The 13,071-nt window shown below is 36.4% G+C and carries 9 protein-coding genes; 7 read left to right on the top strand and 2 right to left on the bottom strand.

Annotated elements, in window-relative coordinates; translation table 11 throughout:
- Window positions 1-85: 85 nt before the first annotated feature.
- A complete protein-coding gene (locus KM885_RS00950; RefSeq protein WP_216883427.1) occupies window positions 86-3,169 on the top strand; it encodes an efflux RND transporter permease subunit in 3,084 nt (1,027 codons plus the stop codon).
- Window positions 3,170-3,248: 79 nt separating this feature from the next.
- Here the strand turns inward: KM885_RS00950 and KM885_RS00945 are convergent, their stop codons facing one another.
- Window positions 3,249-4,085 (bottom strand): AraC family transcriptional regulator, encoded by an 837-nt coding sequence (locus KM885_RS00945; RefSeq protein ID WP_060667760.1) that lies wholly within the window; start codon window positions 4,083-4,085, stop codon window positions 3,249-3,251.
- Window positions 4,086-4,231: 146 nt separating this feature from the next.
- On the opposite strand from KM885_RS00945, the gene KM885_RS00940 reads away from it, so the two are divergent.
- Window positions 4,232-5,371 carry a Gfo/Idh/MocA family protein gene (locus KM885_RS00940; RefSeq protein ID WP_244986863.1) on the top strand — a complete coding sequence of 380 codons (1,140 nt, stop codon included), beginning with the start codon at window positions 4,232-4,234 and terminating at the stop codon, window positions 5,369-5,371.
- Complete coding sequence (locus tag KM885_RS00935; RefSeq protein ID WP_060667758.1) at window positions 5,368-6,270, top strand: sugar phosphate isomerase/epimerase family protein; 903 nt, start codon at window positions 5,368-5,370, stop codon at window positions 6,268-6,270. The genes KM885_RS00940 and KM885_RS00935 overlap by 4 nt, the downstream gene beginning before the upstream one ends.
- A gap of 559 nt (window positions 6,271-6,829) precedes the next feature.
- Here the strand turns inward: KM885_RS00935 and KM885_RS00930 are convergent.
- Complete coding sequence (locus tag KM885_RS00930; RefSeq protein ID WP_216883426.1) at window positions 6,830-7,660, bottom strand: AraC family transcriptional regulator; 831 nt, start codon at window positions 7,658-7,660, stop codon at window positions 6,830-6,832.
- Between the two features lie 301 nt (window positions 7,661-7,961).
- Between KM885_RS00930 and KM885_RS00925 the strand changes: the two genes are divergently transcribed.
- The 4 genes from KM885_RS00925 to iolC all read left to right on the top strand — a co-directional run bounded on the left by KM885_RS00925 (window position 7,962) and on the right by iolC (window position 13,063).
- Complete coding sequence (locus KM885_RS00925; RefSeq protein WP_216883425.1) at window positions 7,962-9,380, top strand: sugar porter family MFS transporter; 1,419 nt, start codon at window positions 7,962-7,964, stop codon at window positions 9,378-9,380.
- Between the two features lie 282 nt (window positions 9,381-9,662).
- Window positions 9,663-11,126, top strand: coding sequence for a CoA-acylating methylmalonate-semialdehyde dehydrogenase (locus KM885_RS00920; protein WP_216883424.1), 1,464 nt, complete (start codon window positions 9,663-9,665; stop codon window positions 11,124-11,126).
- 105 nt (window positions 11,127-11,231) lie between these two features.
- Entirely contained in the window at window positions 11,232-12,050 is an 819-nt protein-coding gene (gene iolB, locus KM885_RS00915; protein ID WP_216883423.1) for a 5-deoxy-glucuronate isomerase, read from the top strand.
- Between the two features lie 29 nt (window positions 12,051-12,079).
- On the top strand, window positions 12,080-13,063 hold the full coding sequence (gene iolC / locus KM885_RS00910; protein WP_216883422.1) for a 5-dehydro-2-deoxygluconokinase: 984 nt from the start codon (window positions 12,080-12,082) through the stop codon (window positions 13,061-13,063).
- Window positions 13,064-13,071 lie beyond the last annotated feature (8 nt).

Here is a 13,071-nt window from a genome sequence, read left to right as displayed (position 1 = left end):
CTCCTGCTTTTATGATTGACAGATGACCGTTTAGTCATTAGTATAGATAAATAGAATTCATAAGTCAATTTAGGTAGGTGAAAGTGTGAAAGGTTTAGTCAATTTTGTTTTAAAAAATAAACTAGCAGTATGGTTGCTAACCATCATTATAACAGTTTCTGGTATTTATTCAGGAACACGTATGAAAATGGAGACCATCCCGGATATCTCCATCCCTTTTTTAATGGTCGCGGATGTATATCCTGGAGCAACCCCTGAACAGGTAATGGAAGATATCTCCATCCCTTTAGAAAAGGCTGTAGAAGGTTTGGAGGACGTGAAAGCTGTTTATTCTAACTCTTATTCTAACATGGCCAATATTCAAGTGGAATATGATTATGGTGTTGATATGGATGAGGCCAAGCGTGCATTGGAAGCAGCATTAGATTCAGTATCCTTGCCGGAAGATGCAGAGGAGCCAACCATTTCAGCCATTAGTATGAATATGATGCCAGTTGTTGCATTAAGTGTTAGTAGTCAGGATGAAGATATTGTTGAATTAACATCGACAGTAGAGGACATTCTTCTTCCAAAAATCGAGAAGATCGACGGTGTTGCATCTGCCACCATTACAGGTCAACATATTGAAGAAGTCGAGCTTGCTTATGATAAAGCCAAGATGGAAGAACTTGATTTAACTGAAGATGATGTCGAACAAATGATCCAGGCAAGTAATTTAGATGTTTCCCTAGGGCTATATGAATTTGAAGAAGGGGAACAAGCTGTATCTATTGACGGCAAGTTCATGACAGTTGATGAGTTAAAGGAAATGCAAATCCCAGTAACACCATCGGAAACAAATCCATCACCATTTGTGAAGCTTAGCGATATAGCTACAGTTAAGGAAGTTGGTAAAGTACAATCAATTTCACGTACAAATGGGGAAGATGCCATTGCAATACAAATTGTCAAAGGACAACAAGCAAATACGGTTAATGTTGTGAACGATGTAAAAGATTTAATAAAAGAAGAGCAGGAAAAGATAGATGGTCTCGAAATCGATATATCACTTGACCAAGGAGAACCGATTGAGGACTCGGTATTTACGATGGTTGAAAAGGCATTATTCGGTGGATTAATCGCCATCTTAATTATTCTTTTATTCTTGCGTGATTTTAAATCTACTATTATTTCCATTGTATCTATTCCAGTTTCGATTTTAATGGCTTTACTTCTACTTAACTGGTTAGATATGACATTAAATATTATGACACTAGGGGCGATGACGGTTGCAATCGGTCGTGTTATCGATGACTCTATTGTTGTAGTTGAGAATATTTACCGGCGATTGCACTTGAAGGGTGAGAAATTAACAGGTCGTGCATTAATTCGTGAATCGACCATTCAAATGTTCAAACCAATCCTATCCTCTACACTTGTAACGGTTGCGGTATTCGCACCACTTATCTTTGTTGGTGGTATGGTAGGGGAATTGTTCATGCCATTTGCATTAACAATGACGTTTGCACTGGCGGCTTCCTTAATTGTTGCGATTACCATTGTTCCAGCACTATCTCACTTCTTATTTAAGAAAAAGTTGTATAGCGAAAGAACAGAACACAGTCATAAAGAAGCTGGTAAGTTAGCTAATTGGTACAAAGGTATCCTTAACTGGGCACTAAATCATAAAATAATTACATCACTTGCAGCTATTATATTATTAGTTGGTAGTCTGGCTTTAACACCATTGATTGGTTTCAGCTTCCTAGGTAGTGAAGAAGAAAAGGTGATGTATCTTACGTATACGCCAGAAGCCGGTGAGTTAAAGGAAGAGACATTAAAAAATATTGAAGAAGTAGAAAAAGAATTATTAAAACGTGAAGACATTGATATTGTTCAATTATCTGTTACCGATAATGGCGATCCAATGGCAGCAATGATGGGCGGAGGAGGAAATGGTGGATTAATGTTCCTAATCTTTGACCCAGACATGGAAAATTTCCCAGAAGCACGTGAGGAAATTGAGGATTATGTGTTTAACATTGGTCAATCAGGCGAATGGAAGAGCCAAGACTTCTCAAGTATGTCGATGTCTACCGATGAACTCGAGTATACTTTTTACAGTGAAGATTTAGATAAACTAAATGAATCTGTGAAAATGGTAGAAGATGTGATGAAAGAGAATGATGGATTAAAAGATGTTTCCTCTAGTACTGAAGACGCATATGTTGAGTATACATTTAATGTAGATCAAGATGAGTTACTGCAGTATGGGTTAACAGCAGGACAAATTGTTGGAATGCTAAGGACATCCTCGACACCAGAAGTGATTACAACGGTTGAAAAAGATGGTGACACATTGGATGTCGTTGTCCAGCAGGAAGAAGCTAAACAACCTAAGTCAATTGATGAACTACTAGCAACAGAAATACCAACAGCACTTGGCACAACAATGCCGCTTTCTGAGCTTGTAAAAGTGGAAGAAGGTACAACGTTAAATACCCTTGCACGTAGTAAAGGAGAATATTACGCAACGGTTTCAGGTACGATCCTTGATGATGATATATCAAAAGCTACATCTGAAGTAGATAAAGCAATTGAGGATTTAGAGTTACCTAAGGGTGTATCAGTTGGTGTTGGCGGAGTTGCTGCAGATATGACTGAGACTTTTACACAGCTTGGTGTAGCAATGTTGGCGGCAATCTTGATTGTATACTTTATCTTAGTTGTAACGTTTGGCGAAGGTCTGGCGCCATTTGCAATTCTATTCTCATTACCGTTTACGGTAATCGGATCATTAGTTGGTCTGTTTATCGCGGGTGAAACCATTTCTGTTTCTGTTTTGATGGGTCTATTAATGTTAATTGGTATCGTGGTTACGAATGCCATTGTACTTGTAGACCGAATTATTCGCATGGAGCACTCCGGCATGGGACTTCGAGAAGCGATTCTTGAAGCGGGATCAACGCGTCTCAGACCAATTCTAATGACCGCAATTGCAACGATTGGTGCGTTAATTCCGTTAGCAATTGGTTCTGGCGGTGGCGGTTTAATTTCGAAAGGACTAGGCGTTACCGTTATTGGTGGTTTAACAAGCTCCACCCTATTAACGTTAATTATTGTCCCTATTGTTTATGAATTATTATCGAAGCTATTTAAGAAAAACCGTAAAGAAATAGAAGAAAACTAAGTTTAATGGAGAAGCTCTTAAGATGAATTGACATCTTAAGGGCTTCTTTGTGTGTTAGTTTTAAAAATAATTACACAAATTATAGCTTCATTTTTCGAAATTTGTTCGGGGAAAGATTCGTGTGTCTCTTAAATGTATTCACAAAATGAGAAGAACTATTGAAGCCGCACTTTAAGGCAATATCGTTAATTGGCAAAGCGGTATTATGTAAAAAGTTTTTTGCTTTGTTAATCCGATAACTAATTAAATACTGGTGGGGCGAATAGTTCATCTGTTTTTTGAACACCCTTGAAAAGTGAAAAGGGCTCAGGTTCACCTGCTCCGAAATATCTTTAAGACCAATATCTTTCATATAATGTTTTTCAATAAACGAAAGCGATCGACTTATTGTTTGGTCTACTGATTCTACTTCCGATTGATTCGAAATGCCATCTAATTCGTAAAAGATTCGTTGTATGATAATAGATGCAGACTGTTCGTTGACATTAGAATTTTTCATCATGCTTAAAATTTCTTCCATGTATTCAGGAATCCTCCAATTATTCTCAAGCGAAAAGACGCATCCATTATAATGATATAATGTATCAAAAAAGGTCTGACTAGCGTTTCCGGTAAAATGAAACCAATTTATAGTAGTGTAGTCTTCTAATGCCCGATAGAAATGAGGGTTATAACAGTCGAGAAAGACAACTGAATTTGCTTTCGCATCATATTTATTTTGATCGTAACCAAATTCCATACTTCCTTCTTTTACATGCATTAATAGATACTGAGGATATGTTTCCCGTTTAATTTCGTATTTACTAGAGCAAATATAGCTACCACCGTTCGATAGGAAATATAATGCTTTCTTTGCAAAGGGGCTCGCTGTATGAAAGTAGATTTCGGAGGGAGGTAAGACTCCTGTTTCATCCATCTTGTTTCTCCTTTCCCTAACGAAAAAACAGAGCAATTTTTTTCAATTAATATAGCAATTTTCAGTAATGACCTATTAACATAAGTATATTAAAATATTGGTATATAGCAAATTAATATAATCGAAAGTAAAAGGGGAGAAAAATAATGGATATAAGAATAGGTTTAATTGGGGCAGGATGGATGGGTAAATCTCATACGAATTCATTTGTAAACGCTTTACTATTATTTGGACCTAAAAGTGGAAAACCCGTATTTGAGCTAGTATCTGACGTAAGTGAAGAGGCGGCTAAAATAGCTGTAGAAAAATTAGGATATCGTCGTTATACATCGGACTGGAAGGATGTTGTGACGGATCCGAATGTGGATGTTGTGGATATTGCTACACCAAACTTCTTACATTATGAAATTGCAAAAGCTGCATTAGAAAATGGAAAACATGTATATTGTGAGAAACCTCTTACACTTTCTGCTGGTGAATCGCAAGAGCTTGCAGAATTGGCGAAAGAAAAAGGGGTAGTAAATTATGTTGGATTTAATAATGTAATGAATCCAGCGACACATTATATTAAAGAATTAATTACATCTGGAAAACTAGGAGATATTATGCGTTTTTCCGGTACATATGATCAAGACATGTTATTAGATGAGGCATTGCCAATTACATGGCGTCATATTAATAAGTTCTCTGGAAGTGGTGCATTAGGGGACCTGGGATCTCATTTATTAAGTGTGTCTCAATATTTATTAGGCGATATGGAAAATGTAAATGCATTAGCGAAAACATTTATTAAAGAAAGGCCAAAATCAGAGGGGTCTTCTGAAATGGCAGAAGTAGAAAATGAGGATTTAATTACCGTGTTAGCAAACTATGAAAATGGTGCGGTTGGTAATATCTCTTCTAGCCGTGTAGCAACAGGAAGAAAAAATTATCTCTCCTATGAAATTCAAGGTACAAAAGGATCTGTTCATTATTCACTTGAACGCTTGAATGAAGTAAATGTGTACTTCCATTCTGATGAGGAAGTGGATAGAGGATATCGTACAGTTTATCTTGGACCTGAGCATAGAGGATTTAATGCATTTAACCCAGCTCAAGGAATTGGAATTGGATTCAATGATATTAAAATACTAGAAGTTCATGAATTGTTATCAGCTGTAACAAACGGAACACCTTATATTTGTGATTTTGCCTTCGGTGCGAAAGTAGATCGAACCATCAATGCGGTCTTAGAATCTGCTAAAGAAGGTAAATGGGTTAGCCTTAAAAAGGCGGTGGAAGCATGAGTGTTCAACTAGGAATAGCCCCATGTTCTTGGGGAGTTTGGTTCCCAGATGATGAGAAGCAAACGCCTTGGAATAGATGTTTAGATGAAATCCAAGAAGCAGGGTACCATGCTATTGAATTGGGACCATGGGGATATCTACCGAATCAATATGAACCATTAAAAGAAGAATTAGCTAAGAGAAACATCGATTTAGTAGCTACTACGTTAATGGATGATTTAACATCAAATGAAAATGTAGATAAAATGATTGCTCAATTAGATGATATGGCAAAATTGCAGGTTCAGTTTTCAACTGCTAAGTATGTTGTATTAATTGATGCAACGTATACAGATTTATTTACTGGTGAGCTTATTCGTCCGAAAGAGTTAAATGATGAGGAATGGGATGCTTTTATTCATAATATTAAGCGAATAAAAGATTACGCAAAAGAAAACTATGGATTAGAAACCGTATACCATCCACATGGAGAAACTCATGTAGAAACAGAAGAGCAAATTGAACGTTTACTTAAAGATACTGATATTCAATTATGTTTCGATACAGGCCATCATGTTTATAGTGGTGGAGATCCATTATCATTTATTAAGAAACATCACGATCGAATTGGTTATTTGCATATTAAAAACTGTGATGTGAATGTGAAGAAGAAAATGCAAGAAGCAAATTGGTCTTTAGCCGAAGCAGTGAAAGAAAATATTTTCTGTGAACCAGATAAAGGTGTTGTTGACACCAAGGCGATTATGAAGGTTCTGAATGAAGCGAACTTTGATGGTTGGGCCATCGTCGAGCAAGACATGTACCCAGCTCCATTTGACAAACCACTTCCAATTGCAAAACGAACAAGGGAATATTTAGAAAGTGTTGGAATGGTCAGTGATATAAGTCAGAATGTATAGAAATAAGGGTGGGTTTTATCCATGAGGATGAAACTCACCTTTTTCTATTTAGGGTATGATGCTTAGGGCCGCTTAAATTAAGCTGAAGCACCACTTCCTTTACTTTCTATTTGGCTATAAGTGACGTAAATCATGAAGTGTCGTGGCGAAGTTGTCACGGACATTAGAAGTGAAAAAGATGTATTAAAAGTCCATGATAGGCGTTCTCACGTACATTTAGAAGTAAAACTGAATATGAAAAGTCCGTGATAGGCATTCTCACGTACATTTGGAAGTAAAAAAGAAGATGTTTTGTCCATGATGACAGGGGAAGCCATGGATGATAAAAGAACAAGATGAATTTCGAGAACCATTCTTATGTTTTCTATTCATTTATCCCACCTAAACGGGCAGTAAGGCTCCCGCCTCAAGCTTCCCGGGAAACAGAGAAGGTAGGTGGGAGATCAACTGCCCGTAAAGGTTCGACAAGTCGGTAGAGGATGGAAAAAACCACTACTTATAAAAGCATAAAAAACTGTAGAAATCTATCTACAGTTTTAATAAATAAGATACAATTGGTCTAGAACTTCATCTTTCTAAATTGATTTGGGGCGAGGTTTGTGTGTTTTTTAAATGTTGTTATAAAATGTGCTGAACTATTAAAGCCACATTTGAATGCGATATCATTTATGGGCAACGTAGTAAAATATAATAACTCTTTCGCATGTGTAATGCGGGTATTAATCAAATATTGATGTGGTGATAGATTGGTATATTTTTTAAATACTCTTGAAAAATGATATGGACTTAATTGCGCATATTCTGCTAGATCTTCAATCGTGATATTCTCCATGAAGTGATTTTCTATATATAGAATGACGCGCCTAATTGCTTCATCTTGTGAATCTGGACTATGGTTAGAGATAATCTCCAACTCATAAAAGATTTTATGTAAAAGAATGGAAGCGGAATGTTCGTCTACATTATTTTGTTTCATGCTAGTTAAAAGTTGATTTATATAGTTAGCAATAGTCCAATTATTTGCAAGAGAAATGACACATTCACTATTCTTATAAAGTAGGTCAAAATAAGCACTGCTGGCATTACCTTTAAAATGAAGCCAATCAAAAGTCGTTCGTTCCAGTGCACGATATATATGATGTTCATTACAATCAAGAAGAATAAGGTTGTTCTTCTTTACTATTTTTACATTATTTTTATAATGAAGTTCCATTCTACCGCTTTTTATATAAATCAATAAAAACTGTGGAAGATTATCTCTGTTAATTTCATATGGGATTGAACATACATAATTGCCTCCGCTTATAAGATAATATAATGCCTTTTTCGCAAAAGGGCTAGCTGTATGAAAATATATTCTTGATTGAGCTAATACTCCTTTTTCAGACACAGTATACCTCCCATGGGACGTTAATATATTAAAATTAGTAAAGCGCTCACCTATTTTAGCAAGATTTCTAAATAATATAGCAGTTTTAAGTAATGACCTTTCTTTCATAGTATAATAAAATAAAATTGTTATCGCAATAATATAAAAGTTTAATAGAGAAAGGAGAGCAAATAAAATAAATTCTTTTACCTCTCTTTTGTAAACGCTTTAATTTTATTGGTATCTTTTAGGGGAGGGTTCATCATTCTGAAATTAACGTTAATCTAAGATTAAAAGATTAGAATAATAGGGAGGAAGACTGATGACAACAAATGATTTGTCAGCGATTGAGCGGAAAAAGAAGCTTTCTAAAATTACTTGGATAGCAACTTTTGGTGGTTTGCTATTTGGGTTTGATACAGGGGTAATTAATGGTGCACTTCCATTTATGTCCTTACCGGATCAATTAAACTTGAACGCTTTTACAGAAGGTCTAGTTTCTAGTTCGTTAATATTTGGTGCCGCTTTCGGTGCTGTATTTGGTGGGCAACTTTCTGATAAATTTGGACGTAGGAAATTAATATTATGGTTAGCAATACTATTTTTCTTTTCAACCTTAGGTACTTCGTTTGCTCCTAACGTGCCGATTATGGTTATCTCGCGTATCTTCCTTGGATTAGCGGTTGGTGGGGCTTCGGTTACAGTGCCAACATTTTTATCGGAGATGTCTCCAAAAGAACGTCGTGGTCGAATGGTTACGCAAAACGAATTCATGATTGTTACTGGGCAGCTTTTGGCCTATGTTACCAATGCTGTTTTAGGTAATACGGTAGCAGATCCTGGTGTATGGCGTATTATGCTTGTTATCGCAACTATTCCAGCTGTCGTTTTATGGATTGGAATGCTGTCTGTTCCAGAAAGTCCTCGCTGGTATGCAGCTAAAGGTAAAATGGGGGATGCCCTAAAGATACTAAAAGATATTCGAAATATTCAACAAGCGAATACAGAACTAAAAGAAATTAAGGATAATATTGAACTGGAAGAAAATATTGAAAAGGCCTCCATGAAAGATTTGGCGGTACCTTGGATTAGAAGGATTGTCCTACTAGGAATTGGTCTTGCGGTTATCCAACAAATTACTGGTGTTAACTCAATTATGTATTATGGCACTGAAATACTGAGAGATGCAGGATTTGGAACACAAGCAGCGTTAATTGGTAATGTTGCAAATGGGGCAATTGCGGTTATCGCAGTTATAATAGGAATTGGTTTACTTGGTAAGTTCGGACGTCGCCCTATGCTAATTGTAGGTCAGATTGGGGTAATCGTATCCCTAACACTTATTGCTATTTTTTCTAATGTTTTAGCAGGGACTGCAGCACTTCCGTATGTTGTATTATCATTAACGGTTACATTCTTAGCATTTATGCAAGGTGCGATTGCGCCGGTAACATGGTTAATGTTAGCTGAGATTTTTCCATTGAGATTACGTGGACTTGGAATGGGTGTGAGTGTTTTCCTACTATGGATGACCAACTTTGTAATTAGCTTTTTATTCCCAATTTTATTAGAATTTGTTGGGTTATCAGTTACATTCTTCGTATTTGCGGTATTAAATGTACTTGCCGTATTATTCGTTGTAAAATATGTACCAGAAACAAAAGGTGTATCACTTGAAGAATTGGAACAAAAATTCAGATCCTATGATACACCAGATAATAAAAAGCCAGCAGGTTTTTAATCGTTCTATATAAACTGCACCTACCATTATTACGGAAGGTGTAGTTTTTTTAATTTCCATAAAATTGATTCTCCCAATCTATCTATTCAAACTCTATTACTCTTAATCGATTTATGGCTAAGTTCATATAAAGTTAACAAAGAAGTTAACATAATTTGATAATAACTATTGACTGAAAGCGATAACAGTATTATTATGTAACCATAAGTTATTTAACTTCATGAAATAGTATAAGATTTAAAGAATCATTTATAAGGATAAATAAACGAGGAGGAATATAGCATGGCTGAAGCTAGAAAACTAAAAAACTTTATTAATGGGGAATGGGTAGAAAGCAAAACTACTAAATATGAGGAAGTTTATAACCCAGCAACAAAGGAAATCGTTGCATTAGTTCCTATCTCAACTAAAGAAGATGTAGACCACGCTGCAGAAGTAGCTCAAAAGGCTTTTGATAAATGGAGTAAAGTTCCAGTTCAAAAACGTGCTAGAATTCTATTTGCTTACCAACAATTATTAGAAAAAAATAGAAACGAGTTAGCTCGCTTAATTACTATTGAAAACGGAAAAAACACGACAGAGGCATTAGGTGAAGTTGGACGTGGAATTGAAAACGTTGAATTCGCAGCTGGTGCTCCTACATTAATGATGGGTGACTCTCTATCGAATATTGCGACAGATGTTGAAGCTGCAAACTATCGTTATCCAATTGGAGTTATCGGTGGAATTACACCATTTAACTTCCCAATGATGGTTCCTTGTTGGATGTTCCCTATGGCAATTGCAATGGGTAACTCTTTCGTATTAAAACCATCCGAAAAAACGCCATTGTTAACTGAAAAATTAGCTGACTTACTTAAAGAAGCCGGCCTTCCTGATGGAGTATTCAACATCGTTTATGGTGCACATGATGTTGTTAATGGAATTCTTGATCATCCAGAAATTAAGGCTATTTCATTCGTTGGTTCTAAACCAGTTGGTGAATATGTATTCAAACGTGGAAGCGAAAACCTTAAACGTGTTCAAGCGTTAACTGGTGCGAAAAACCATACTACTGTATTAAAAGATGCTGACTTAGATCAAGCAGTTAAGGATATTATCTCTGCTGCATTCGGTTCTGCTGGTGAACGTTGTATGGCATGTGCTGTTGTAACAGTAGAAGAAGATGTTGCTGACGAATTCATGGCAAAACTTAAAGAAGCGGCAGACAACGTGAAAATGGGTAACGGACTTGACGATGGTGTATTCTTAGGACCAGTTATCCGTGAAGAAAACCAAAAACGTACAATTAGCTACATTGAAAAAGGTTTGGAAGAAGGAGCTACACTAGTTAGAGATGGTCGTAAAGATGATTTAGAAGGTGGTTACTTCGTTGGGCCGACTATCTTTGAAGGTGTAACACCTGAAATGACAATTTGGCAAGATGAAATTTTCGCTCCAGTATTATCCGTCATTCGTGTTAAAAACTTGAAGGAAGCAGTAGAAACTGCAAACAAATCTAACTTTGCTAACGGAGCTTGTATTTTTACAACGAACACTTCTTCTGTACGTTACTTCCGTGAAAATATTGATGCAGGTATGTTAGGGGTCAACTTAGGGGTTCCAGCACCGATGGCATTCTTCCCATTCTCTGGATGGAAAGATTCTTTCTACGGTACTTTACATGCTAACGGTAAAGACAGTGTAGACTTCTATACTCGTAAAAAAGTTGTAACTGCACGTTACGCTGCTCCTGAATTTAACTAATAAGAACTATTAATCTATCATTACAATACAATTAGACCTCTTTACAGAGTAAAGGGGTCTGTTCTAAAAATGAATACTTTCTATACGTTAAGGAGGAAAAGTTAAATGAGTAAATTACTCCACAAACCTATGCAAGAAACGATATCTGAAGGTGTCACTTTAGTTCATGATGTGAACAAAAAAAATTCAGATTTAAGATATGTTGGTTTTAAAGTGATAGATGTAGAACCTGGTGCTAAATATGAAGAAACATTAGAAAAAGAAGAATGTTGCATTGTTGCGTTAACTGGAAAAATTAACGTAAAAGAAGGCAATGAATCCTTTGAGAACATTGGAACTCGTGAAAGCGTATTTGAAAAGAAGCCAACGGATAGCGTGTATGTTTCTAATGACCGCACATACGAAGTGGAAGCCGTAACAAAAGCTAGAGTTGCCCTATGTTATTCTCCATCAGAAAAACAATTACCAACCAAATTAATCAAAGCAGAAGATAACGGTATTGAAGATAGAGGAAAATATTCAAACAAACGCCATGTTCATAATATTCTTCCTGATTCTGATCCATCTGCAAATAGTTTATTAGTAGTAGAAGTGTTTACGGAGGGTGGAAACTTCTCAAGTTACCCACCACATAAACACGACCAAGACAATCTACCTGAAGAATCATTTTTAGAAGAAAGCTATTATCATGAAATGGATCCACCACAAGGATTTGTCTTCCAGCGTGTCTATACAGACGATCGTTCATTAGATGAAACCATGACTGTGGAAAATGGTGATGTTGTTGAAGTTCCTGTTGGCTACCACCCAGTAGGAGTACCTGATGGTTATACATCTTATTACTTAAATGTAATGGCAGGCCCGACACGTATTTGGAAATTCCATAATGATCCAGACCATGAGTGGATTTTAGACCGTAAATAAGATTTTCTTTTTTGAGAGGGGTAAACATAATGAGTATTGAATTCAACCAAGATAGAAACTATGACATTATTGCAATTGGCCGTGCGTGTATCGACCTTAATGCAGCAGAATATAACCGTCCAATGGAAGAAACCATGACTTTTACGAAATATGTTGGCGGATCGCCAGCTAACATTGCCATCGGAAGTTCAAAATTAGGATTAAAAGCAGGATTTATCGGAAAAATTCCTAATGATCAACATGGTAACTTCATTAAGCAATACATGAGTGAAGTAGGAATTGATACTTCTAACATGGTTGTGGATCAAGAGGGACATAAAGCAGGTCTTACTTTTACAGAAATTAAAAGCCCAGAAGAATGCAGTATTTTGATGTATCGTGAAGACGTTGCTGACCTTTATTTAAATCCTGATGAAGTTAATGAAGATTATATTAAACAATCCAAAATTTTATTAGTTTCTGGTACAGCCCTTGCTAAAAGTCCTTCCCGTGAAGCGGTTATTAAAGCAGTGAGCCTAGCTAGAAAAAATGATGTAAAAGTAATTTTTGAATTAGACTACCGTCCATACACTTGGGCTTCTAAGGAAGAAACAGCTATCTATTACTCCTTAATTGCAGAACAATCCGACGTTGTAATCGGAACTCGTGATGAGTATGACATGATGGAAAACCTTGAAGAGGGCGAAGGAAATAACGAAGCTACTGTGAACGATCTATTTAACCATAGTCCGGAGCTACTTGTTATTAAACACGGTGTGGATGGATCTTATGCATATACGAAAGCCGGAGATGTGTACAGAGGTCTTGCCTATAAGACTCAAGTATTAAAAACTTTCGGTGCTGGAGATTCTTATGCTTCTGCATTCTTATACGCAATTGTCAACGGAAAAGACATTGAAACAGCGTTAAAGTTCGGCAGTGCATCTGCAGCTATCGTTGTAAGTAAACACAGTTCTTCTGAAGCAATGCCAACCGTTGAAGAAATCGAAAGTTTAATTGCTCAACAAGGTTAAATCTACAG

The sequence above is a fragment of the Oceanobacillus caeni genome, assembly GCF_019037185.1.
Taxonomy (GTDB): Bacteria; Bacillota; Bacilli; order Bacillales; family Amphibacillaceae; genus Oceanobacillus; species Oceanobacillus caeni.
This window is presented reverse-complemented; position numbering and strand designations above follow the sequence as displayed.